Annotated in this window: 21 protein-coding genes and 1 pseudogene; 12 read left to right on the top strand and 10 right to left on the bottom strand. The window is 61.2% G+C overall.

Annotation, left to right across the window (positions count from 1 at the left end; all coding sequences use genetic code 11):
- Positions 1–73: 73 nt before the first annotated feature.
- The 4 genes from GTP46_RS14795 to senA form a co-directional block, all read right to left on the bottom strand.
- Positions 74–1,726: a methyl-accepting chemotaxis protein gene (locus GTP46_RS14795; protein WP_161007452.1), complete on the bottom strand. Its 1,653-nt coding sequence runs from the start codon at positions 1,724–1,726 to the stop codon at positions 74–76.
- A gap of 67 nt (positions 1,727–1,793) precedes the next feature.
- Complete coding sequence (locus tag GTP46_RS14790) at positions 1,794–3,062, bottom strand: hypothetical protein (protein ID WP_161007392.1); 1,269 nt, start codon at positions 3,060–3,062, stop codon at positions 1,794–1,796.
- Between the two features lie 93 nt (positions 3,063–3,155).
- Complete coding sequence (locus GTP46_RS14785) at positions 3,156–4,436, bottom strand: Xaa-Pro dipeptidase (RefSeq protein ID WP_161007391.1); 1,281 nt, start codon at positions 4,434–4,436, stop codon at positions 3,156–3,158.
- A 62-nt stretch (positions 4,437–4,498) separates the two neighbouring features.
- Complete coding sequence (gene senA, locus GTP46_RS14780; protein WP_229258948.1) at positions 4,499–5,701, bottom strand: selenoneine synthase SenA; 1,203 nt, start codon at positions 5,699–5,701, stop codon at positions 4,499–4,501.
- Positions 5,702–5,732: 31 nt separating this feature from the next.
- Here senA and selD point away from each other — a divergent pair, with 31 nt between their 5' ends.
- Positions 5,733–6,797 (top strand): selenide, water dikinase SelD, encoded by a 1,065-nt coding sequence (gene selD / locus GTP46_RS14775; protein WP_161007390.1) that lies wholly within the window; start codon positions 5,733–5,735, stop codon positions 6,795–6,797.
- Here the strand turns inward: selD and GTP46_RS14770 are convergent.
- Positions 6,794–7,714, bottom strand: coding sequence for a hypothetical protein (locus tag GTP46_RS14770; protein WP_161007389.1), 921 nt, complete (start codon positions 7,712–7,714; stop codon positions 6,794–6,796). The genes selD and GTP46_RS14770 overlap by 4 nt on opposite strands.
- A gap of 424 nt (positions 7,715–8,138) precedes the next feature.
- Between GTP46_RS14770 and leuA the strand changes: the two genes are divergently transcribed.
- Both leuA and GTP46_RS30195 read left to right on the top strand, forming a co-directional pair.
- Positions 8,139–9,827, top strand: a complete 1,689-nt coding sequence (gene leuA / locus GTP46_RS14765; protein ID WP_161007388.1) for a 2-isopropylmalate synthase — start codon at positions 8,139–8,141, stop codon at positions 9,825–9,827.
- Between the two features lie 118 nt (positions 9,828–9,945).
- Positions 9,946–11,245: pseudogene (locus GTP46_RS30195) on the top strand (methyl-accepting chemotaxis protein); the annotation flags it as partial.
- Here the strand turns inward: GTP46_RS30195 and GTP46_RS29470 are convergent.
- Positions 11,242–11,790: an RrF2 family transcriptional regulator gene (locus GTP46_RS29470; protein WP_371869664.1), complete on the bottom strand. Its 549-nt coding sequence runs from the start codon at positions 11,788–11,790 to the stop codon at positions 11,242–11,244. The pseudogene GTP46_RS30195 and the gene GTP46_RS29470 sit on opposite strands and share 4 nt — an antisense overlap.
- Between GTP46_RS29470 and GTP46_RS29805 the strand changes: the two genes are divergently transcribed.
- Positions 11,755–12,924: an NAD(P)/FAD-dependent oxidoreductase gene (locus tag GTP46_RS29805; protein ID WP_161007387.1), complete on the top strand. Its 1,170-nt coding sequence runs from the start codon at positions 11,755–11,757 to the stop codon at positions 12,922–12,924. The two genes, GTP46_RS29470 and GTP46_RS29805, sit on opposite strands and share 36 nt — an antisense overlap.
- Before the next feature lie 3 nt (positions 12,925–12,927).
- Here the strand turns inward: GTP46_RS29805 and egtB are convergent, their stop codons facing one another.
- Positions 12,928–14,109 carry an ergothioneine biosynthesis protein EgtB gene (gene egtB, locus GTP46_RS14745; protein ID WP_161007386.1) on the bottom strand — a complete coding sequence of 394 codons (1,182 nt, stop codon included), beginning with the start codon at positions 14,107–14,109 and terminating at the stop codon, positions 12,928–12,930.
- A 2-nt stretch (positions 14,110–14,111) separates the two neighbouring features.
- The gene (egtD, locus tag GTP46_RS14740; protein WP_161007385.1) at positions 14,112–15,044 is read right to left on the bottom strand and encodes an L-histidine N(alpha)-methyltransferase; all 933 of its coding nucleotides are present in this window, start codon (positions 15,042–15,044) and stop codon (positions 14,112–14,114) included.
- Between the two features lie 84 nt (positions 15,045–15,128).
- Between egtD and GTP46_RS14735 the strand changes: the two genes are divergently transcribed.
- The 6 genes from GTP46_RS14735 to GTP46_RS14710 all read left to right on the top strand — a co-directional run bounded on the left by GTP46_RS14735 (position 15,129) and on the right by GTP46_RS14710 (position 19,601).
- Positions 15,129–15,989, top strand: coding sequence for a putative selenate ABC transporter substrate-binding protein (locus GTP46_RS14735; protein WP_161007384.1), 861 nt, complete (start codon positions 15,129–15,131; stop codon positions 15,987–15,989).
- Positions 15,990–16,811: a phosphonate ABC transporter ATP-binding protein gene (locus GTP46_RS14730; RefSeq protein ID WP_161007383.1), complete on the top strand. Its 822-nt coding sequence runs from the start codon at positions 15,990–15,992 to the stop codon at positions 16,809–16,811.
- Positions 16,811–17,665, top strand: a complete 855-nt coding sequence (locus tag GTP46_RS14725; RefSeq protein ID WP_161007382.1) for a PhnE/PtxC family ABC transporter permease — start codon at positions 16,811–16,813, stop codon at positions 17,663–17,665. The genes GTP46_RS14730 and GTP46_RS14725 overlap by 1 nt, the downstream gene beginning before the upstream one ends.
- Positions 17,662–18,453: a phosphonate ABC transporter, permease protein PhnE gene (gene phnE, locus GTP46_RS14720; RefSeq protein WP_161007381.1), complete on the top strand. Its 792-nt coding sequence runs from the start codon at positions 17,662–17,664 to the stop codon at positions 18,451–18,453. Before GTP46_RS14725 ends, phnE begins: the two co-directional genes overlap by 4 nt.
- Positions 18,453–19,133, top strand: a complete 681-nt coding sequence (locus GTP46_RS14715) for an ABC transporter ATP-binding protein (protein WP_161007380.1) — start codon at positions 18,453–18,455, stop codon at positions 19,131–19,133. The genes phnE and GTP46_RS14715 overlap by 1 nt, the downstream gene beginning before the upstream one ends.
- A 180-nt stretch (positions 19,134–19,313) precedes the next feature.
- Positions 19,314–19,601 carry a hypothetical protein gene (locus GTP46_RS14710; protein WP_008447145.1) on the top strand — a complete coding sequence of 96 codons (288 nt, stop codon included), beginning with the start codon at positions 19,314–19,316 and terminating at the stop codon, positions 19,599–19,601.
- Between the two features lie 122 nt (positions 19,602–19,723).
- Here GTP46_RS14710 and GTP46_RS14705 read toward each other — a convergent pair whose 3' ends face one another.
- Positions 19,724–20,326 (bottom strand): YdeI/OmpD-associated family protein, encoded by a 603-nt coding sequence (locus GTP46_RS14705; protein ID WP_161007379.1) that lies wholly within the window; start codon positions 20,324–20,326, stop codon positions 19,724–19,726.
- A gap of 11 nt (positions 20,327–20,337) precedes the next feature.
- The gene (locus GTP46_RS14700) at positions 20,338–21,615 is read right to left on the bottom strand and encodes a hypothetical protein (RefSeq protein WP_161007378.1); all 1,278 of its coding nucleotides are present in this window, start codon (positions 21,613–21,615) and stop codon (positions 20,338–20,340) included.
- Positions 21,616–21,736: 121 nt separating this feature from the next.
- Here GTP46_RS14700 and GTP46_RS14695 point away from each other — a divergent pair, with 121 nt between their 5' ends.
- Complete coding sequence (locus tag GTP46_RS14695; protein ID WP_161007377.1) at positions 21,737–23,269, top strand: DUF1800 domain-containing protein; 1,533 nt, start codon at positions 21,737–21,739, stop codon at positions 23,267–23,269.
- 10 nt (positions 23,270–23,279) lie between these two features.
- Entirely contained in the window at positions 23,280–24,452 is a 1,173-nt protein-coding gene (locus tag GTP46_RS14690; RefSeq protein WP_161007376.1) for a DUF1501 domain-containing protein, read from the top strand.
- The last annotated feature ends 4 nt before the right edge of the window (positions 24,453–24,456 follow it).

Genomic DNA, 24,456 nt, shown 5'->3' with positions numbered 1-24,456 from the left:
TCCCCATCATGATAATTATTTTTCAATTATGTAATGAGCAACGTGCTGCATGCAAGTGATTAATGCATCTTCATTAACCGTTGGCGATGCGGCGGATTTCGTCGTCAGCGTGCGATGCGGCAGGAGCAGCGGCAGGCTTGCGCGCTCGGCCACGCAGGCCAGTCACGCTGGCGGTGTGCGACTCCAGCTTGAATACGTCCACCACGTGGGCCAGACTGGTGGCCTGGTCCTGCAACTCCTGTGCGGCGGCCGACGCCTGCTCGACCAACGCAGTGTTCTGCTGCGTCATGCTGTCCATTTCGCCGATGGCGTTGTTGACTTGCTCGATACCGGCCGTCTGCTCCATGCTGGCGCCACTGATTTCGCCCATGATCTCGGTCACGCGTTTCACGCTGGTCACCACTTCATGCATGGTCTCTGCGGCCTTGTGCACTTGCGCAGAGCCGGCGCCTACTTTGTCGACCGAGTCATCGATCAGCGTCTTGATTTCCTTGGCCGCTGCGGCCGAACGCTGCGCAAGGCTGCGCACCTCGGTCGCCACGACAGCAAAGCCGCGCCCCTGCTCACCGGCGCGCGCTGCTTCCACCGCCGCGTTCAACGCCAGGATATTGGTCTGGAAGGCGATGCCGTCGATGACCGAAATGATGTTGGCGATCTTCTTCGACGACGCGTTAATCGACGCCATGGTCTCAGTCACCTGCTCCATCACCTGCCCACCCTGCTCCGACACATTGGACGCCGACACTGCCAGCGTATTGGCCTGCATGGCGTTGTGCGCATTCTGGCGCACGGTGCCGGTCAGTTCTTCCATCGCCGTGGCGACCTTCTCCAGCGATTCCGACTGGTGCTCGGTACGCGCCGACAGATCGCGGTTGCCGCTGGCGATTTCCGACGAGGCGGTGGTGATGTGGTTAGTCCCCTCGCGTACCTGGCCGACGATGGACGACAGGCTGTCGCGCATGGCCGCAATCGCGTGTAGCAGGCTGGTTTTGTCGTTGGCTTTCACTTCCACGTTCACCGACAGGTCGCCCTCGGCGATCTTGTTGGCGATATCGGTGGCGTAGGCAGGCTCGCCGCCCAGCTGCTTGAGCAGCATCTGCGTATTCACCCACGCAATCGCCATGCTCACCACCAGCGACAGCACCGCTTGCAGCACGATCCACAGGAAGGCGTCGTTCGCATGCGCATCCACGCCGGCGCTGGCGGCGCGAGTCTCGTCCTGTGCGGCCTTCAGCACCACGGCGATATCGGCCACGATCTGGCGGCGCAACGGGCTGCATTCGTTGGTCAGGAAGGCGGCGAAGGCTTGCGCGTCACCGGCAGTGCGCAGCTCGCGCACGCGCTTGAGCGCATCAGCCATCTTCAGCAAGCCGCTGCGCACCTTGTCGAAATTGGCATCGCCCTTGAAGGCAGGGGTCATTTTCTCCAGCGCGGCCAAATAGACAGCGCGCTGCTCGTCCAGCAGTGTAAGTTCTTTTGCGGCCTGCGCATCGTCGGCAAAGATGTAGGCATTACGCGCGGCCAGGCCGGTCTGCGCCAACGCTTCGCGCGCCACGTACATCGGCTCCAGCTTGGTGTCCATCAGCTGCTGCTCGTTGTGGAAGGCGTTGGTGATCGAGTTGGTACGTACGATGGCGAAGGTCGCCATGATCAGCATCAGCGCAGTCAACGTCCCGAAGCTCAGCGCCAGCTGGGTACCAATTTTTAGTTTTTTAAACGCTTCCATCATCATCCCGTTTGCAAAACGACAGACGATGCCGCAAATTGATGAGTTTGTCTACGACAAACAGGGTTCAGCGGCTGCGCGTGACGTTATAAGCCAACAGGTGATCGTCGTCGCCGGCCAGCAGCACGGCGTGATCGGCAAACAGCATCTGGCGGAACACGGGACTAGTGCCCAGCGCGGCGCGGCCAGGCAGGATGAAGCGGGATACCGACGGCGTTTGCGCCGACAGCGCATCTGAACCGATCGTGTAATCGGCCAGCACCAGTATATCGCTGCTCGGGTCTCCAGTCTTGAACGTTCCATACACGCTGCTGGCGATGGAGAGGCCGCCGCTGAAGGCATGCGCATCGATCTCCGTCTCATGCGGGTTGCCGTTCCAGTTGGTGGACAGAGTCTCCTGCGTCAGGTCGGTGCGGCCGGTGGGCAGCACTGGCGCGCCGTTGTTATCGACCGCCACTCCCATCACACCGCCGGTGGTGGTGATGGTGGCTTTACCGTTCCACAGCACGCCCATTTTTCCGCTGGCGTTAAGCGCTACCGGATAGGGCTGCGAGCCGCCGGTATTGATTGAGCGGATGGTCGGGGCGCCCGCGCCCTTGGCCCACATGGCCAGCGTGGCGCCGCCACCTTCCATCCATGATGCGAGCACTACGCCGCCGTCCGCCGCCACGCGCGGATGCAACGCCGAGGTGGAAATCATGAATGGCGGCGTAAGCTGCTTGCCGTTGAAATCGAATTTGCACAGCTTGAGCACATACTGGGTCTTGTCAGTGACCGGCAGCAGCGAGAAAGTAGTGGCCACCCAGAAGCCGTTACCATCCACCGCGCCGCCGTTTTCGGCCGCCGCATATTCAGTGGTGGATGTCGCCGCTACGACCGGATAAAGATCGGTGGCGCTGCCGGCCAGCTTGGCCTGCGCGTCGAAGTGCAGCAACTTGGTACCGGCGCTGGCCTGCACCATGATGAAGCCATCCGGCGACAGCAGCATCAGCCACTCGCCTGTGTAGCCGGCGGCCAGCGAGAAACCGTAGTCGGTGCTGGAGACCAGCTTGCCCTGCTTATCCAGCACGCTAAGCCGCGTGCCCGCATACGCCGGCTGGCCATTCTTGGTGACGAAGGAGGCGGAGCGCGAACGCACCACGATATGATCGCCGACCACCAGCGCGTCCGTCATCGCTGCCAGCGAACCAACGGTGGCGGGATCGGAAACGGAAAAGGTGGTGGAGGCAGTGGAGCCGCTGGAAGAACTACCTGCGGTGGCATTTCCGGAGGAGGAACCGGAACCACCACCACAAGCGCTCAGCACCAACAATACAGAGAGAAGTAAAGCACGCATTCAACCAGTATAAAAAGAAAAACAACTTCTCCCTACACCGCCCACATGGCCTCGCGAGCCAGCATGATGACCTGCGAGACCATTAGCAGCACATTACTGCTGACGGACTACCGTACCGCCCTTCATTACAAACGACACTTTGGTCAGTTCGGTGGCGTCTTCGGCTGCATTGCCCTTGACGGCGATGATGTCGGCGAACTTGCCCGCGCTGATCGAACCGACGCGGTCTTTCCAGCCCAGCAGGTCGGCGGCGTTGATGGTCGCAGCCTGGATGGCCTGCATCGAGTTCATGCCGTATTTGACCATGTAGTAGAACTGCTTGGCGTTGTCGCCGTGCGGATAAACGCCGGCGTCGGTACCGAAGGCCATTTTGGCGCCGCCGTTGAAGGCTTTGCGGAAGTTATCGCGCTGCAGCTGGCCGAGTGCTTTTTCTTTTTCGATCGACTCCGGCAACATGCCGGCCTTCTCGCCTTCCTGCAGAATGAAGTCATCGTCGTAGATATCCATCACCAGGTAGGTGCCCTTCTCTTTCGCCAGCTTGATGTTGGCTTCATCGATCAGGCTTGCGTGTTCAATCGAATCCACACCGGCGACAATCGCATCGTGAATCGCGCTGGTGCCGTGGGCGTGCGCTGCCACCTTGCGGCCCAGCTTATGCGCTTCGTTGACGATGGCTTGCATCTCCTCCAGCGTGTACTGCTGTGCGCCCGGCTCGTCACCTTTCGACAGCACGCCGCCGGATGCGCAGATCTTGATCACATCCGCACCGTACTTGGCCATCTCGCGCACCTTGGCGCGCGCTTCCCACGGGCCGTCGGCCACGCCGCGGCCGGTGAAGTTCATATCCGGCGGCAGCAGGTTTTCGTCGCAGTGGCCGCCCTTGATGCCGATGGCGTAACCAGCGGTGCGCATGCGCGGGCCGATAAAGTCGCCGTCGTTGATGGCATCGCGCAGCGCCACGTCGCCAAAGCCGCCGGCGCCGACGTTACGGACGGTGGTGAAACCGGCTTCCAGCGTTTTACGCGCGGAACGTACGCCGTACAGCGCGGCGCGGGTGTCCGATACGCCCAGCGAGTTGTAGCCGCTCAGATAAGGATCAGCGGTCAGGTGGGTATGCATGTCGATCAGGCCTGGCAGCACGGTCTGCGCCGACAGGTCGATCACCTTGGCGCCCGCCGGCACGGTGATCGAAGCGGTCGGGCCGACGGCGCTAATGCGCTCGCCGGTGATAACGATGGATTGGTCTTTCAGCACGGCGCCGGCGACCACGTCGACCAGCTTACCGGCGCGGATCACAGTGACTTGGTCCGCTGCGTTGGTTTGCGCAACCGCGCCCAGGATGGCGGTAGAAATCAGGAGATGCTTCAGTTTCATGGAGGGCGCCCTTGTTTTTATCGAAAACAAAAAGCATAGCAGAGCCCCCGCCAAAAGCGAAACTATCCGGGCCAGGCGCAGGTGCGGAATCCTGCAAAGAGATCGTCGCGCTCCGGCAGCTGAAAATGACGGAATTTGGCCGAGCCAAAACGCGATGGCGTAGCGAATGAAGCACCACGCAGCACCTGGTGGGTGTGGAACCACGGTGCGGAGTATTCGCGGTAACGGTCCGCCTCGAAACCGGGATAAGGCTCGAACGGCGAGGCAGTCCACTCCCACAGCTGGCCCCAGCGGAAGGCTGGGTGGCCCGAAAGCGCGGCATACTCCCATTCGGCTTCCGTGGGCAGGCGGCGTCCGGCCCAGGCGCAATAGGCCTGTGCTTCATATAGATTCACGTGCCTTACCGGCTCGCCTCCACCCAGCGTGGACAGCTTCCCAAAGCGCATGGTGCGCCACTGCCCGCCGTCGCGCTGCCAGAAACGCGGTGCGGAACGCTCCTGCCGCATCAGCCAATCCGCGCCCGCATTGCTCCAGAACTGGCGGTTGTCGTAGCCGCCATCAGTGACGAAATCTGCATACTGGGCGTTGGTTACCAAACCACTATCCATGCGAAACGGCGCTACATGGAAGGCGTGCTGTCCGCGTTCGTTATCAAATGTGAAGCCGGCGCCGGCCTTGCTCCCCAGTTGCAGCGCACCGCCGGGGAAGCCGATTTCTGACGGCGCGAAGGCGCCCTGCGCGTCGCCGATATGTGGCAGCGGCGCTGGCAGGCCCAGTGTCTGCAAGGTATAGAGGAAGGCTTCGCCGTGCATGTCTTCCTGCGCCAGCGCCAGGCGATAGGGGTACAGGGCGTCGTCCGTGTTGGCCTCGCGCGACAGTTTATCCAGCACGCGGTCCAGCACTTCGTGGCAGTAGGTCTTGACGCCGCCGGTGCTCGGCAAGTCCAGTGTCCAGCGCGCGCGTTGCGGCACGCGCTCGGCGTCGAACCAGTCATCGCCCTTGGTCAGCAGGCAGTTGCCGTTGGCGTCTGCCGGGTGGCTGGATGCCGCTTCGCGCAGGATGTACCACTCGGCGAACCAGGCGATGCGGGCCAGCTCCCACAAAGGCGGATTAATCATGCGTAGCTGCGGCACGCGCGGTGATGCATCCATGCCGGCGGCGGCAAAACACTCGAACAGCGACAGCGTATAATCCCGTGCATGCTGCAGGGCCTCGGCCAGCTGCTGCGACGTGGCGTTCCGGAAGGAAGAAGAGCTGGAAGTCATGCGCCGATTGTAATACAACAGGATTCCCATCATGAGCAACGAAGCAATCAAACTGACCTCTTTCTCCCACGGCGGCGGCTGCGGCTGCAAAATCGCGCCCGGCGTGCTGTCCGAAATCCTGAAGAACTCCAGCGGTTTCGCGGTGCCGAAGGAACTGCTGGTGGGGATCGAAACCTCTGACGATGCCGCCGTCTACAAGCTCAATGACGAACAGGCGCTGATCGCCACTACGGATTTCTTCATGCCGATCGTGGACGATCCGTTTGATTTCGGCCGCATCGCCGCCACCAACGCTATCTCCGACGTGTACGCGATGGGCGGTACGCCGATCATGGCGCTGGCCTTGGTGGGCATGCCGATCAACAAACTGCCGATTGAAACCATCGGTCAGATCATCAAAGGCGGCGAATCGATTTGCGCCGAAGCGGGCATTCCGATTGCAGGCGGCCACACCATCGATTCGGTGGAGCCGATCTACGGGCTGGTGGTGATGGGCCTGATCCATCCATCGAAAGTAAAGCGCAACGCCGACGCCAAAGCAGGCGACGTACTGGTGCTGGGCAAACCACTGGGCGTAGGCGTGCTGTCGGCCGCACTAAAAAAAGGCGCGCTCGATGACGCGGGCTACCAGGCCATGATCGCCAATACCACCAAGCTGAATAAGCCAGGCAAGGCCTTGTCCGAACTGACCGGCGTGCACGCGCTGACCGACGTCACCGGCTTTGGTTTGCTGGGCCACCTGCTGGAACTGGCGCGCGGCGCCAAGCTGGAAGCGCATCTGGACATGAAACAGATCCCGCTGCTGCCGGGCGTAGAACAACTGGCGCATGACGGCTACTTCACCGGCGCCTCCGGCCGCAACTGGGCTGCCTACGGCAGCGACGTCACGTTGGCCGAATCGATCACGCCGGCCCAGCACTCGCTGCTGACCGACCCGCAAACCTCGGGCGGTCTGCTGGTCTCGTGCAATGCCAGCAGCGTAGATGAAGTGCTGGAGATATTCCGCAATCAAGGCTTCGGCGAAGCCGCCGTCATCGGCCGTATGGCGGATGGCCCTGCACGCGTCAACGTCACAGCGGCGCAGCCAGAATGCTAAGGCTGCACCAGTTTATCAAGCGTTTCAGCCGGTATCGCATGTATGACAGCTTTCACGTCAACATTCACGATGCGGGCCAGAACCTCGTAAGCATGCGCATTAATAGCGTCTGAAGGCCCATTCGCCATTTGCTCTTTCCAGTTTGCGTAAATGGGAGGGATCCTCTCCCTTGTATTCATCTGGCCAAGAATCAGGGGCTCGCTGGCGTCTTTAAGCTGCGCCGCAATCCGAAAACTGCAAAACGCGACACTACGTTCGTCTATCCCGAACATATTTAGCTTGGTCATCATGACGACGCCATCAAAAAACTCACCGCTGACGGGACGCTTGTCAATCACGATGCGCATGCCTCCCGGCGCTACTTCCGGCGCTGTTTCGACCGCGTAGCCGCGTTCACGGAATGCCTCCGTCACTGCCTTCGCCGCAATTTGAGTGAAAGTAGCACCAGGAGCTGGAACCTCCAACTGCTCCCGATTGAACGAAGCAAAACCCTGATCAAAATACGCAATGACACTTCCAAGATTACCATCAATGGCCAACCGCAGCGGAGTGGCGGCTTGCCATTCTGCACCAGGGCATTCCACCTTGCCGCTTAATGACGGCGCCTGTTTAACCCAGTGCGGCACCCGCATTGGCAACAAAATACCACCGGCAGGGAATAAGAAATTATTGCCACCGTCGATCCAAGGATACTCACTTGCCAGCGGTGGATTTGGTAACAGCGCACCTTCGCACAAGGCTTGCGCTTTCTGCTGATAGGCGCTCGCCAAAATATCCGCTGCCTGCCCCGGCGTGCCGCGAACGACTAACAAATAGCCATCGACAGTCTTATGCTGGTCAAAGCGGATGCCGTCGCCCGGCGCGGCATTGGCTACAGAAGTCAGAAAAACAAAGATGGCACTCAACATGCGTTTCATCTCGTCCCTTTCCAGGAGTAGTGGCAGCAAGCATCGCCCCGATCCTATGTTTTTATACTAACGATGTCAAATACGCATAACTCTTCTTCACATCAAATCGCTTGACGGCTGCGGCGGGGATCGCTTACATTCTAGGAATGATCTCGCATCTGCACCTATCCGCTTTCCTGCTATCGCCTGCCAGCGCCCTATCGCTAGCAGCGCGTCTACTAGCACGCGTTTAATCCGCGTCCCTGTTGTACCCCAGTGCCGGCCATAAGCCGCACCTGCCTTCAAAAAATCAGGAAAGTCGTACCGATGCTCCCAGCTTTTTCGCACCTGCTAAAACTACCGATCGGTTGCCGCGCCTAGTATTCCGTGGCCGCGCCGCAGCCTTTCGCCACATCGTTTAGCACACCCCACCACAGAATTCAGGAGCACTACCATGATGTTGCAGAACCCAGCGAGCAAATACCGCGCCTTCCCAGCCGTCCAACTTACCGACCGCACCTGGCCGAACGCGATTATCAGCAAACCGCCAATCTGGATGAGCACCGACCTGCGCGACGGTAACCAGGCGCTGATCGAGCCGATGAGCATCGAGAAAAAACTGCGCATGTTCGACTTGCTGATCAAGGTCGGCCTCAAAGAAATCGAAGTGGGCTTCCCTTCCGCTTCGCAGACCGACTTCGATTTCGTGCGCATCCTGATTGAAGAAAAGCGCATCCCGGACGACGTCACCATCATCGTGCTGACCCAGTCGCGCGATGAACTGATCCGCCGCACCGTGGAATCCTGCGTTGGCGCCAAGCGCGCCATCATCCACTTGTATAACTCGGTGGCGCCGGTATTCCGCAAAGTGGTGTTCGGCATGTCGCGCGAAGAGATCACCAGCATCGCCACCACCGGTGCCAAGCTGGTAAAAGAATTGACCAAGCAGCACCCGGACACCGACTGGGGCTACGAGTACACGCCAGAATCCTTCTCTACCACGGAGCTGGACTTCTCCAAGCATATTTGCGACGCCGTGATCGCGATCTTCGAACCGACTCCGGGCAAGAAGATGATCATCAATCTGCCGTCGACTGTGGAATGCAGCACGCCTAACGTCTACGCCGACCAGATCGAATGGATGTCGCGCAAACTCTCCCGCCGCGATTCGCTGATTATCTCGGTCCACCCGCACAACGACCGCGGCACCGCTGTGGCATCGGCAGAACTGGCCGTGATGGCCGGCGCCGACCGCGTCGAAGGCTGCTTGTTCGGTAACGGCGAACGCACCGGCAACGTCGATCTCGTGACCCTGGCACTGAACCTGTACACCCAAGGCGTACACCCCGGCCTGGACTTCTCCGACATCGACGAAGTACGCAAGGTGGTTGAAGAGTGCAACCAGCTGCCGGTGCACCCGCGTCACCCGTACGTTGGCGACCTGGTATTCACCGCCTTCTCCGGTTCGCACCAGGACGCAATCAAGAAAGGTTTCGCCAAACAGGAAGCCGATGCAATCTGGGAGATCCCTTACCTGCCGATCGATCCGCAAGACCTGGGCCGCAGCTACGACGCCGTCATCCGCGTCAACAGCCAGTCCGGCAAAGGTGGTATGGCCTACTTGCTGGAACAGGACTTCGGTCTGGTGCTGCCACGCCGCCTGCAAATTGAGTTCAGCCGCGCGGTGCAGCAAGTGGCCGACCAGACCGGCCTCGAAATCACCGCTGAAGGCATCTACAACATCTTCAGCAAAGAGTACTTCGAGCAAAATGCGCCATACGCCTACCAGTCGCACAAAATGGTGGAAGACACCTGCAGCGATGAACCGGTGCAGATCGATATCGCCATGATCCATCACGGCGCGCCACTGGCGCTGCAAGGCGGCGGCAATGGTCCGATCGATGCCTTCGTCGATGCGCTGGGTCTCGACATCAAACTGATGGACTACCACGAGCACTCGATCGGTTCGGGCGCCAACGCCAAGGCGGCATGCTATGTTGAACTGCGTCTGGCCAACGGCCCGACCCTGTTCGGCGCAGCCACCGACAGCAACATCCTGACCGCGTCCTTCAAGGCCGTGCTGAGTGCAGTCAATCGCCAGCTGGCCCGCGTGGAAGCAGCCGAAGGTAAAGTAGCAGCCTGATAGTAGCTTGAGCGTGGATGGGACGCGCGTCCCGTCCACGCAACATCTCTCCTCACCTCTTTTCCGCACCGCAGCATTCAACGCTATACTGGTTTTTCGTTTCTAACGAGGAGCCGGCGAAGACTGGATCAAGGCCGAAGCGGCAGCCACGGTCAGCACCACCACGCGCGCCAATTCGGCGCTGACGCTGGAACTCTTCACCACCGACACGCCTGCGCGCACGGAGCAAATCCGCAGCGAGATGGACGTCAACAAAAAAACCATCACCGCCGCGCTGGAGACGCTCGACAAGCTGCTCGCCACCGATGAAGGCAAAGCCCTGCTGGCCCGCATCCGCGATGAGCGCAAGGCTTACGTGGCGTCCTTCACGCAGGTCGGCAGGATGCTGGCGGACGGCCAGCGAGATGCCGCCCTCGCCCAGCTGCGCACCGACATGCTGCCCAAGCTCACGCGCCTGCAGGACAGTGTGCGCGAGTTGAACGAGATGCAGAAGGCCACTGTGACGAAGAACGGTGAGCTGGTCATGCACGATATCGCAATGGCGCGGCAGGTGATGGCTTGGCTGGGCGTGGTCGCACTGGCGCTGGGATTGGCGCGCGCCGTGGCGGCTGGCGATTTGACACGCAATATCAGTAGCAAGCAGCGCGACGAAATGGGCCAGCTGCTGGAAGCACTGGGGCAGATGAACGACAACCTCGCCCACATCGTCGGCCGCGTGCGCAGCGGCACTGGTGCGATCAACACGGCATCGGCGGAAATCGCCAGCGGCAATCTGGATCTGTCGTCGCGCACCGAGCAGCAAGCCAGTTCGCTGGAAGAGACGGCGGCGTCGATGGAGGAGTTGACCAGCACCGTCAAGCAGAACGCGGCCAATGCGCATCAGGCTAACGAGCTGGCGCAATCAGCCACCGAAGTAGCGCAGCGCGGCGGCGCGGTGGTGGCGAAAGTGGTGGATACCATGAACGCGATTAACGACTCGTCGCGCAAGATTGTCGACATCATTACGGTCATCGACGGCATCGCCTTCCAGACCAATATCCTGGCATTAAATGCGGCGGTGGAAGCGGCGCGCGCTGGAGAACAAGATTGATGATTCGGTCGACAAGGTGGCAACAGGCGCACAGCTGGTCGATCTGGCTGGCAGCACCATGAACGAGGTGCAGGACAGCGTGCGCCGTGTAACCGAAATCGTTGGCGAAATCACGCAGGCGAATCATGAGCAAACCAGCGGCATTGAACAAATCAACATCGCCATCAGCCAGATGGATCAGGTGACGCAGCAGAATGCAGCGCTGGTGGAGCAAGCCGCCGCCGCTGCCGCCGCCATGCAGGACCAGGCGGGCGAGTTGAATCAGGTGGTGAGCCAGTTCCGCCTCAGCGCGCCGGACGCTGCACGGCGAGCCTTGGCAGCGCGTTAAGTTTTGGCTGTGCGCTTGCTGGCACGCTCGCCCAGCCAGTTGACGACTTTGGTGTCGTAGCTGGCGAGGCTCTTGCGGCCGACGCGCTGCGCCAAGTCTTGCAAGGTCTGTTCGGCTAGCGCTTCTTCCATACGTTGCTGGGCGCTGATCATCACCGCGTGCACGGCGCAGGTACCGGACGTCGCCCAGGTTGGCGGCTCGCCATCAAACACTGCACAACGCGAACGAATTTCGCGGCACTCAAACAGCGCCTTCTCGCCATCGATGGCGGTCACTACATCCAGCACGCTAATCTTGTTGGCCGGACGCGCCAGCATAAAGCCGCTCTTCACGCCCTCAGTCGCCGCAACCAGTCCCGCCTTGGCCAGCTTGGTGAAAATCTTGGCAAGAAAATCAAGTGGCACGCCCTGCAACTCAGCCAGATCGCGCACGCTCGCATCCCGCCCTTCGCCAGATTCACCGACAAGGAACAGCAGGCAATGAAGGCCGTATTCAACTCCTGAACTGATATGTGGAGCGCACTCTCGGCAGCCCGCCTGCGCCACCTGGAAGGCAAGCAGGAAGCCATCGACATCACCATCATCTCGCCGCAGCCGGAACTGCACATTCGCCCTCGCCTGTACGAGGCAGACCTGTCGGGCATGAATCCATCGCTGGTGGAATTGTTCAAGGCAGCGGGCGTGCGCTACATCGCCGGCATCGTGCAACAGATCCACCCGCAAGACCACGCCGTCGCCTACACGGACGCCAACGGCCAACAGCAATCCTTCAACTACGACAAGCTGATTCTGGCCAGCGGCAGCACACTGTTCCGCCCTGCCATCCCGGGCCTGAAGGAGCATGCTTTCAGCGTCGACCAGTTGAGCGAAGCGCAGGAACTAGACCAGCACCTGAAAGCACTGGCGCAACGCCCTGCCAGCAAGGCGCGCAATACGGTAGTGGTGTGCGGCGGCGGTTTCACCGGGATTGAAACAGCGGCCGAAATGCCGGCCCGCCTGCGCGCCATCCTCGGTGCGGATGCGGAAACTGAAGTCATCATCGTCGAACGCAATGATGCAATCGGCCCTGACCTGGGCGCCGGCCCGCGCCCAGTCATCGAGCAATCGCTGCGCGACAAGGGCGTGATCCTGCGCCTCGGCGATGCAGTGGCAGCGGTTGATGCCAACAGCATCACCACCGCCAGCGGTGAACGGATCGAAGCCGATACCGTCATCTGGACCGCCGGTGCACGCGCCAGCGCACTGGCAACGCAAGTGTCGGGCGAACGCGATTCGTTCGGCCGCCTGCACGTCACGCCCTCACTGCGCGTCGGCGACAGCGACATCTACGCCACCGGCGACATGGCGCGCGCCGCATCGGACAAAGTGGGCAACCACGCATTGATGTCGTGCCAGCACGCGATGAACCTGGGCCGCTCGGCCGGTCACAATGCGATGGCCGATGTACTGGGCCTGCCTGCCCTGCCTTACGACCAGGAGTTGTACGTGACCTGTCTCGCGCTGGGCACGGGCGATGCGGTCTACACAGAGGGCTGGAACCGTGAAGTGAAAATGTCGGGCGCCGACGCGGCAGCGTTGAAGCACAACATCAACACGCTGTGGATCTACCCGCCGCAAGCCGACATGGACGAAATCATCGCCAAGGCCGATCCCGCCAGCCGCCCGGTTCAGTACAGGTAAGACCTAGCGTTGCGCCAGGCGGATGCCGGTGAACTGCCAACGCGCGCCAGCCGGGAAGAAATTCCGGTAGCTGGCGCGCGCATGGCCCTCCGGCGTCGCCAGAGATGAACCACGCAGAACGTACTGGTTCAGCATGAATTTGCCGTTGTATTCGCCCAGCGCGCCCTCGGCAGCAGCGAAGCCGGGATACGGCGCGTAGCTGCTGCTGGTCCACTGCCAGCAGTGGCCAAACATCTGCGCTGCATTCGCTTGCGCGGCGGCGTACTCCCATTCTGCCTCGGTAGGCAAACGAGCGCCGGCCCAATGTGCATAAGCATCCGCTTCATATAACGAGATATGCGTGAGTGGTCGATTCAGGTCCAGCGGCTGCATGCCGTGCAGCGTGAACTCCTGCCATGCTCCCTGCTCGTCCTTGAACCAGTAGATCGGCGCATCCAGCTTCTGCGTGCGCACCCAATCCCATCCCTCGGCCAGCCACAGTGCCGCATTCGCATAACCTCCAGCCTCGATGAAGGCCAGGTACTCGCCATTTGTCGCCAGTCGTGAAGCCAATGCAAACGGCGCCACATACTGCTTGTGGCGCGGCAGTTCATTATCAAAGCAGAAGCCTGCACCGTCATGGCCGATATCAGTCAGCCCGCCTTCGTAATGTAGCCACGCCAGCGGCGGGGCCGCAGCAGCGGCAGGCTGCGGCGCATCCAGATACGCAGGCCGCAGCTGGCTTTGCGCCAGCAGATGCTTGACGTCGGTCAGCATCAACTCCTGGTGCTGCTGCTCGTGCTGCATGCCCAGCGTGACCAGCATCGCCAACTCGGCGCGCTGCGCTGCTGGCAGTTCGCTCTCCAGCAGGCGCGCGATGCGCGCATCAACGTTGGCGCGATAGGCCCGTACTTCCGCCATCGCGGGCCGCGTCAGCAAGCCACGCTGCGCGCGCGGATGCTTTTCGCCGATGCCGTTATAGTAAGAGTTGAACAGGATGCGAAACGCCGGATGGAACGGTGCAAAGCCGCGCTCCATGCGCTCAAGGATGAAGGTCTCGAAGAACCACGTGGTGTGTGCGAGATGCCATTTGATCGGGCTTGCATCCGGCATCGATTGCGCGCCGCAGTCTTCGTCGGACAACGGCTCGGTCAGTGCCAGTGTGTGCTTGCGTACTGCCGTGTAGCGGGCCTGCAAAGAATCCATCGTCAATCCGGAATGGTGCGTGCGTGGAAGACGGCGAACCACTGTTCGTCATCGGTCCACGTGTGGGTAGTGGCAAAGCCGGCCCGCTCCAGCAAGGTGGCAAAGGACTGGCGCGTGTATTTGTAGCTATTCTCGGTGTGGATGCGCTGGCCGCGTTCGAAACGCCGTTCGCCGCCCTGCCAGCGCACCGTGAGGTCGCATCGCGCTTCCACGTGCATCTCGATGCGGCTATGTTCGAAATCGAAGTAAGCGATGTGCTTCCACTGCGCGACCTCGAAGTCCGCGCCAGCCAAGTGGTTCACGTGGCGCAGGATATTCAGGTTGAAGGCTGCCGTGACGCCCAGCGCATCGTCGTAGGCAGCATCCAGCACTTCATGATCCTTGATCAGGTCTGCGCCGATCAGCAGATCGCCGCCGTTGGAGCGCAAGCTGCGCAGGAAATTCACTGCCTGCTCGGGCGTGAAATTGCCGATGGACGAGCCAGGGTAAAAGAACACGCGATGCGCCTTGCGCACGCTGTCCGGCAGCGTAAAACTGCTGGAAAAATCCAGTCCCAGCGCCGTCATCTCGATATGCGGGAAGCGCTGCCGCAGCTGCTCCACAGCACCCAGCAAGAACTCGCGCGAGATATCAACCGGCACATACTGCGCCGGATGCAGCAACGGAAACAGCGACGCCGCCTTGGCGCAATTGCCCGCGCCGAGATCAATCAGGGTGGAGCCGTCACCGACCACGCGTGCCATTTCCGGGCCATGCGCCGCAAAAATCGAGGCTTCGGTACGGGTTGGATAATATTCGGGCAACTCGCAGATAGCTTCGAACAGCTTGGAGCCCAGCCCGTCGTAGAGAAACTTGGGCGAGATATGCGCGGCAGGGGCCAACAGGCCGGCGTTGATTTCGGCGATAACCGCCGCACTGCCGTGGGACATATGCATGGGATGCGCTGCCTTTATCTGGGGTATTTTTGTTATGATAGCCGAATATCCTTTTTCGTAGCGCCTCACATAAGGACCATCCTCATGAAAATCTCCCTCAAGTCTATCTTCGCCGCCAGCCTGATGCTGGCCGCTTCCTGGTCCCACGCACAATCGGCCGATCACGTGTTCCGCGTCTCCGCCATTCCGGACGAAGCGCCGACCGAACTGCAACGCAAGTTCAAGCCGCTGGGCGAATACCTTGAGAAGAAGATCGGCATGAAAGTCGAATTCACTCCGGTAACCGACTACGCCGCCTCGGTGGAAGCGCTGATCAATAAAAAAGTCGACATGGTGTGGTTCGGCGGCTTCACCTTCGTGCAAGCGAATGACCGTAGCAAAGGCCAGATTACACCACTGGTGCAGCGTACCGAAGATGAAAAATTCCGCTCGGTGTTCGTTACCACACACAAGGACATCAACAGCCTGAATGATCTCAAGGGCCGTACACTGAGCTTCGGTTCCGAGAGCTCGACCTCGGGCCACCTGATGCCGCGCTTCTACCTGCTGCAATCGAAGATCAATCCGGACACCGACCTGAAACGCATCGCCTTCTCCGGCGCACATGACGCCACCGTGGCCGCCGTTGCAGGCGGTAAGGTCGATGCCGGCGCGCTGAATATCTCGGTCTGGGAAAAACTGGTGGAAGCCAAGAAGGTCGATCCAGCCGTGGTGCGCGTGTTCTACACCACTCCTGGCTACTACGACTACAACTGGTCGGTGCGCACCGACATGAACGCGGATCTGAAGAAAAAACTCAGCGACGCTTTCCTGGCGCTGGACATCAACAAGCCTGAAGACAAAGCCATCATGGACCTGCAGCGCACCGTCAAGTTCATCCCGACCAAGGTAGACAACTACAAGAACATTGAAGCCGCAGCCAAGAACGCTGGCCTGCTGAAGTAAATGCCGACGTATCAACTGCACAACCTCACCGTGCGCCACATCGGCGCGCGGTCGTCGTCCGCGCTGCAAGCGATTAACCTGACCATCGAACCGGGCGAGCAACTGGCCCTGATCGGCCCTTCCGGCGCCGGCAAGACGACTTTGCTGGCAACGCTGTCGCTGTCCCATCAACCGGCTGAAGGCAGCTTCTCCGCCTTTGGCGTGGATCCGTGGGCGCTGGGCGAAGCGGTGCGTCATCGCTTGCGCGCGCAGTTATTCCTGGCGCCGCAAACACCGCCGCTGCCGCCGCGCCAGCGTGTGGTGACGGCGGTGCTGGCCGCGCGCTTGCCACAATGGAGCGTATGGCGTGCGCTGGTTTCGCTGTTCAAGCCTGCCGATCCCGAGGCGGCGTGGCAGGCGCTGTCACGTTTTAATCTCGGCGACAAATTGTATTCGCGCGTAGACCGGCTGTCTGGTGGTGAGCGCCAGCGCTGCGGCTTGGCGCGCTTACTGCTGTCGCCAGCCAAGGCGCTGCTGGTGGACGAGCCTTTGTCGGCGCTCGATCCCGCGCTGTCCGAGCTCACACTGAATACGCTGCGCGAAGAAGCTCGCGCGCGCAACGCCACGCTGATTTGCAGCTTGCACCAGGTCGATTTGGCGCTGGCGCATTTCCCACGCATCGTCGCCCTGCGCGACGGCCGCATCGCTTTCGACCTGCCGCGCGAACAAGTCACGCCGCAGATGATCGCCGCGCTGTATCAAGGCGAGCAGCCAACCGAGGCAGCGCCGCAGCAGCCCGACGACGCAATGGCCGTCAAGCCCGGCGTAGGCGCTTGCCTGTAATGGCCTCGCTCGACCCGCGCCACGTCGCCGTCGCGGCCTCCTTCCACCGCGATCCGGCCCTGCGCGGCCGGATGCTCGCCATCCTGGCGGCGCTGGTGGTGCTGTGGCCTACGCTGGTGCTGACCGAATTCAAACCCTGGATCCTGCTGGACGAGCAAAGCCTGTCGGCCACAGGGCGCTTCCTGGCCGACTTCCTCGTGCCCGCACACAGCGCCGAATTCCTCGACATGCTGCTGCGCGAAACCTGGAATACCGTCGCTATCGCCACCGCTGGCCTCACGCTTGCGCTGCTGGGCGCCATTCCGGCGACGTTGATCATCAATGAGCAGCTGTCGATTTCCATGCTGGGCACGGGCCGCATGCGTTTCATCGCGCGCGCCGTGCGGCAGGTGGTGCGCTGGCTGCTGGTGCTGCTGCGTTCCGTGCCGGAGCTGGTGTGGGCGCTGCTGTTCGTGCGCATCATCGGCCTTGGCCCGACGGCGGGCGTACTGGCGATTGCCCTCACCTACTGCGGCATGCTGGGCAAGGTGTACGCCGAGATCCTCGAATCGTCCGACCGCCACGCCAGCGACACACTGCTAGCCAATGGCGCCGGACGCTTGCAGGCACTGTTGTACGGCACCCTGCCGGAAGCCGCAGCGGAGCTGATGTCCTACACCGTCTACCGCTGGGAGTGCGCGATCCGCGGCTCGGTGGTGATGGGCTTTGTCGGCGCGGGCGGCTTGGGCCAACGCATGGATGAATCGATGAAAATGCTGGCCGGTGCGGAAGTGGCGTCCATGCTGCTGGTGTTCGTCGCACTGGTGGCACTCGCTGACCAATTCTCCAAAGTGCTGCGCCGGAGGCTGGGATGAACCAACATATGCCTAAACCACCGCGCCACGACTGGACCATCATCGTGATGATGGCGATGCTGGCCGTGCTGGTCGTTGCCAGCTTCGCCACGCTGCCGCTGAAGTGGCACGAGTTCTTCACGCTGGGAGCCATCAACAGCAGCATGGAGCTGCTGGCCGGCTTTGCGCCGCCGGAGACTGGCCTGCCCTTCCTCACCAAGACCTTCTGGGCCACGCTGGAAACGCTGGCCATGTCCGGCCTTGGCACTTTGCTGGCCGTGATATTCGGACTGGCCTTTTCGCTACCGGCATCCGGCCGTTTCGGCGCTGCACCACGCGCTGCCATGCGCGCAGTGCTCAACGTCCTGCGCTCGATTCCTGAACTGGTGTGGGCTTCCGTCATGCTGATCGCCGCCGGCCTTGGGCCGCTGGGCGGCACGCTGGCACTGGCCGCGCACACCGCCGGTGTGCTGGGCCGCCTGTTTGCCGACTCGCTGGAAAACGCCGCGCCGCTGCCGGAACAAAGCCTGCGCACCAACGGCGCCAGCGCCACTGCGGCCTTCCTCTACGCCACGCTACCGCAAACCCTGCCGCAGATGATGTCCTACACTCTGTACCGCTGGGAGAACAACATCCGCGCCGCCGCCATCCTCGGCGTGGTCGGCGCCGGTGGCCTGGGCCAGATGCTCAAGTACCACCTGTCGCTATTCCAGATGCCGCTGGCCGCCACCGTCATCCTCGCCATGCTGTTGCTGGTGGCGCTGGTCGATGGCGCCAGCTTTGCCCTTCGCCGCTCACTGACACGATAATGCTAGAACTACGCAAGCTCTCCAAATCCTACGGCGGCCGTCCGGTGCTGGACCAGCTGTCGTGGACCTTCAAGGCCGGTGAATTCGTCTCTATCATGGGAGACTCCGGCGTCGGCAAATCGACGCTGCTGAACCTCATCGCTGGCCTCGATACGCCCGATGCGGTCAACGGCGAATCGCCCATCATCGTTGATGGCATCCCCATGTCCGGTCTCGATGACGACGCCGCCACCAAGCTGCGGCGCGCGCGCATGGGCTTCATCTTCCAGGCTTTCCACGTGCTGCCGCATTTAACGCTGCTGCAAAACGTCGCCCTGCCGCTGCTGCTCAACGGCCTGCCCACCGCGCGCGCGGCGGAAATGCTGGACGCCGTCGGCCTCGCAGGCCGCGAACACGACTTCCCCCACCAACTCTCCGGCGGACAAATGCAGCGCGTGGCGATCGCCCGCGCGCTGGTGCACCGCCCGGCCCTGGTCCTCGCTGATGAACCGACTGGTAATCTCGATCCTGATACCGCCGACGCCATCCTGACGCTGCTGCAACGTGAAATCAAGGCCACCGGTGCGTGCGCCATCATGGTGACACATTCGCAACTCGCCGCTAAAAAGACAGACAAAATCCTACAACTATCCAAAAGTGGGCTACAAGAAACAACAATCGTCAACCCGTTTGAGCAATAAATAACATAATTTATTTGTCAAACCCTCCACTTTTTTTTTAGCCGTAGTATTATTGAAATTAACTTGCATGGTTATCAAGAATGTTGAGTCGCGTACCACATTCGAACCAAAAAATGTGGGCGCTAGCCTTGCCGGGAAACGTACTTTTTCAAAACGTTTAGAGCAAAGGAGGAGCAAACCATGAACGTACGGCAGAAGAAGCTGGAACTGATCGAAGCCATGAATCGTGCTCGGGCACTGGAACCATCCAGTTTTGTCCCAAACAAGCTTCTTGACACTTTGATCGAAAAAATGAACTTGAAGAACGATGCAGAGTTGTGTCGGGTACTGGAAGTTCAGCCACCAATCATCAGCAAGATCCGTCACCGAAAACTAGCCGTCGGTGCCACGATCCTACTGCGTATGCATGAAAAATCAGATATCAGCATTCGCGAGCTGAAAGATCTGTCCACCGCGTCTATGCATTGATCTGCCTAGCTCATCATGCCATGCCAGGCGCCGGCATGCGGTATCCGGCGCCCTTTGATTTGCGCCTGCCTTAGCGACCAGCCCAAACCCCGCTGAACGCTAATTCTCTTAGCACTAATCCCCTAGCATTTCTCGTATTTCCAATTCCTCGACTTACCTTCTGCGATCCATTCGACGGCTTGTTCACGCCTGCGCGCGCGCGTGGCTTCGGTCTTGGCTTCGTTCAGCCAATCAGCGTACTCACGCTGTTTGCCCGGCGTGAAAGTATTAAAGTGCTTGCGCGCGGCCGGTACGGCGTCCAGCGCGGCGTTCAGGTCATCAGGAATTTCCAGCGGCCGTGGCGTGGCCGGTTTGGCGCGCGCGGGCGCAGCGACGCCATCGTCATTGAGCTTCATGGCTTGCTTGATGTACCCGGTCAGCACCTTCTTCGACGGCAGGTCCTTGACGCTGGTGATCTTGCCAAAGTGGCCCATCGCTTCGCGGTTCACATCATCCGCCGCCATCAGCAACTCGGCCTTCCAGAAATTCAGCGCGCAATGCGCCTTGAAGGAAGCCATGCTGCACATCATGCCCTTGTACATAAAGTGCGGGAAGCTCCACTTCATGGTCTCTTCCGCATCAGGGCAGGCGGCATGCACCACGGCGCGCAAGTGTTCGAGGATGGGCTGCGCAAAGTCGGCCGACTTGGCGATGTAGGCGTCGACGCGCGGATCGATGGTGGGCATATGTCGTCTCGTTAGAAGTATTCCGGATGCTGCGCCACCATGCCGGCTTCGAATTTATTCACTGCTTCAAAGTTCGCAAAGCCTTGCGCCAGGCGGCGGCCTGTGTCCCAGCTACGCCAGGCACGCGGGCTATCGTACTGCATCAGCAGCACATCGCCCAGATCCTTGTAGGCTCCAACCAACACTGGATTCACTTGCAGCACCTCCGTGAACAGGCGCTCCGCTTCCTTCAACTGCTTCATGCGCGCACGGTGATTGGCTTCGAAGATCTTCAGCACATACGCCTTGCGCGGCGCCTGCACGCGCAGCGCTACCAGCGTTTTTACCGCCCCTTCAATCTCATTGCCCTTGGTGGGGTTGATGGCAGCGAGCAGCAGACCCACGGTAGGTGAAGCCTTCACCGCTTCTTTCTGCTCCTCCGTCAACGACATCGGCGCACCAGTGGATAGTGAGCATTCCAGCTGACCTAGTATTGCATCGAGTGCGTGCGGTTCGTTGAAATCGGCGCCGCTATCGCAAGGATACTGTGCGCGGAAAGCCGTCACCTGCGCCGGCTTCATGGCGACGATGCGGTCGAACAGCGCATCCAGCCCGCTGGTGCTCATTTCGCGCTGGTAGCCTTTCAGGTCGTAGGCTTGCGGTTCTACCGTGCGCACCGCGCTGATATCGAGCCGCGCTGTGCGGTCGCCGCTGATGAACAAACTGATATGCGCGGGAATGACGCCGCCCTTGGCCAGCTTGTCCAGCAACTGCGGATGGCCGCCCTCGGCATAGCGCATGAAACGCGCGAACTGCGCGGCGTCGCCCGCAGCCACTTTGGCGCCGGCATCGCTCCATGCCGCCAGCTTGACGCCACCGATGGAATAGCTGCGCGTGCCGCCCTCCACCTTTTCGTCGATGGCGCCGGGCGCGCCATTAAGCAGCGACAGCTCATTTTCCTGCACCGCCATATTCATCACCGGCACATCGATCTTGGCCGCTGCCAGCATGCCCTGCAAGCCCACGCGGTTCTGCATTTCCACGACACGGAAGCCCAGCGTATCGAACAGCGAATACTCCACATACTCCTTGGCGGCGGTGTTGACCGCAAAACGGCGGTGCGTCTTGAAGTCGTAAATCACGCGCCCTTGCGACGTGTCGACCGCCATATAGCTGTCGGCCAGCGTGACATCCATTTGCGTGGTGCGGTCCTGCAGCGTGGAACTGACATGCATGGTGACAGCTGCCAGTGCCTGCGGCGCGCCGGCCAGCGCCAGCAAAGCGGGGAAAATAACGGTCGTCAGGCGCATACCATGTCCCAGAGAGAAAAATGCATCATAGAGGGAATCACAGCGGCAGTCTGTAACATTTCGTTGCACCATACACATAGTTCATATACACAAAAGGGGGATCTGGCATATGCTCCAGACTATGCATACTCGACATATCACCCGCTACGCTGCGGCGCTGCTACTGCTCGCCGGCTGCGCCACGCCCCCAACCCCGCCTGCGCCGCCGGCCGATCCGGCGGCCTTGAGCAGTGCGCTGAATCGCATCACCTGGGGCGTCAACCTGACCACCTACCAGCAGGCCGAAAAACTCGGCTACGAGGCGTGGCTGGAACAGCAACTGCATCCGCGCCCCGCCGTGCTGCCCGCCGCTGCGCAGGCGCAGATCGACGCCATGACCATTTCGCAAAAGCCGCTGCCGAAACTGGTAGAGGAGCTGGAAGCCCAGCGCCGCGACTACGACAAGGCGATGGTCGATGACGATGCCAAGAAAGCCGCGCAACGCGCCTACCAGCAGGAGCTGAACCGCCTCGCGAAAGAAGCCGCCACCCGCTCGCTGCTGCGCGACCTGTACTCGCCCAACCAGCTGCAGGAGCAAATAACGTGGTTCTGGATGAACCATTTCAACGTCCACCAGGGCAAAGCCAACCTGCGCGTGCTGGTGAGCGACTACGAAGAAAGCGCCATCCGCCCACACGCGCTGGGCAAGTTCCGCGACCTGCTATCGGCCACGCTGCGCCACCCGGCCATGATCCGCTATCTGGATAACGAACAAAACGCCGCCAACCGCATCAACGAAAACTACGCGCGCGAAATCATGGAGCTGCACACGCTGGGCGTGGACGGCGGCTATTCGCAGAACGATGTGCAGCAGCTGGCGCGCATTCTCACCGGCGTCGGCGTCAACCTGGGCGACAAGATGCCCAACGTGCGGCGCGATAAGCAGGACCAGTACCAACGCCACGGCCTGTTCGAATTCAATCCGAATCGCCACGACTACGCCGACAAAGTCTTCCTCGGCCAGACCGTGAAAGGCCGCGGCCTGGCTGAAGTGGATGAAGCGCTGGACCGCCTGTGCCGCCATCCCGCCACCGCGCGCTACGTCAGCCGCAAGCTGGCCATCTACTTCGTGGCCGATGAACCGCCGCCGCAACTGGTGGAGCGCATGGCTGCGCGCTTCCAGTCCAGCGATGGCGACATCGCCGCGGTGCTGCGCGTGATGTTCACGTCGCCCGAGTTCACGCAATCGCTGGGCCACAAGTTCAAGGACCCGGTGCATTACGTGGTCTCCGCCGTGCGCCTGACCTACGATGACAAAGTGATTCTCAATACCGGACCGATGCTGAACTGGCTCAATCGCATGGCCGAACCGCTGTATGGCCACCAGACGCCGGACGGCTATCCGCTCACCGAATCCGGCTGGGCCAGTCCGGGCCAAATGACCACGCGCTTTGAAATTGCCAAGGCCATCGGCGGCGGCGCTGCAGGCTTGTTCCGCGGCGAAGGCGCGCAGCCGCAGGAAAAGCCAGCCTTCCCGCAGCTGTCGAATGCCCTGTATTACCAATCGCTGAAAAAAACGCTGGCGCCGGCCACGCAGCAGGCGCTGGAACAAGCCGCCTCGCCGCAGGAATGGAACGCGCTGTTCCTCTCATCGCCGGAACTGATGCACCGCTAGGAGAAGCACCATGAAACGCCGTACCCTGATCAAAACACTGGCGGCGCTGCCTGCCGCCGCCATCGCCGGCCAGCTGTGGGCCGCACCGGCCAGAAAGACGCGCTTGCTGTTCGTCTTTATGCGCGGCGGCTACGATGCCGCCAGCCTGCTGGCGCCCATCTCCAGCGACTACTACTATCAAGTGCGGCCGAATATCGCCATCCCCAAGACCGCTGCGTTGGCAGTGGATAGCGACTGGGGCTTGCACCCTGCCCTGCGCGACACCATCTACCCACTGTTCACGGCGGGGCAAGCGGCGTTCGTGCCGTTCGCCGGCACCGAGGACCTGTCGCGCAGCCACTTCGAAACACAGGACAGCATAGAACTGGGCCAGGCGCTGGACCGCAAGCGCGACTACCGCTCCGGTTTCCTGAACCGTCTGGCCTCGACGCTCAACGCAGACCGTGCCAACGCCATCTCCTTCACCGACCAGCTGCCACTGATCATGCAAGGCTCGCTGCAAGTGCCCAACACCGCGCTGCGCAACGTTGCCAAGCCGGCCGTCGATGCGCGCCAGGCGAAAATGATCGCCGCCATGTACGAAGGCACGGCGCTGGCGCAGCCGGTGCGCGACGGTTTCACCGTGCGCGAAGATTTGATGAAGGACCTGGCCGGCGAAATGGATGCGGCCAACCGCAACGCCATCACCGCCAAGGGCTTCGAACTGGAGGCGCGCCGCATCGCCAAGGCCATGAAGGAGCGCTACAACATCGGCTTTGTCGATGTCGGCGGCTGGGACACCCACGTCGGCCAGGGCAACGCCACCGGCTACCTCGCCAACCGGCTGGAAGAACTAGGACGCGGCCTGGCCGGTTTCGCCCAGGAGATGGGGCCGGAGTGGAAGGATACGGTGGTGGTGGTGGTCAGTGAATTCGGCCGCACCTTCCGCGAGAACGGCAACCGTGGCACCGACCACGGACATGGCAGCGTGTACTGGGTGCTGGGCGGCAGCGTCAATGGCGGCAAGGTGCGCGGCGAACAAGTGCAGGTCGAGCAGCCAACGCTATTCCAGAACCGCGATTATCCGGTACTGAACGAATACCGCGCCCTGCTTGGTGGCCTGTTATCCCGCATGTACGGCCTGAACGCCGGGCAGATTGAGCACATCTTCGGCACCCCGGGCCGCGACCTCGGTTTGGTCTGAGTAG

Origin of the sequence: Duganella flavida (assembly GCF_009857445.1) — a bacterium.
Lineage (GTDB): Bacteria > Pseudomonadota > Gammaproteobacteria > Burkholderiales > Burkholderiaceae_D > Rugamonas > Rugamonas flavida.
The sequence above is the reverse complement of the archived record's forward strand: the minus strand, read 5'-3'. Positions and strand labels throughout refer to the sequence as shown.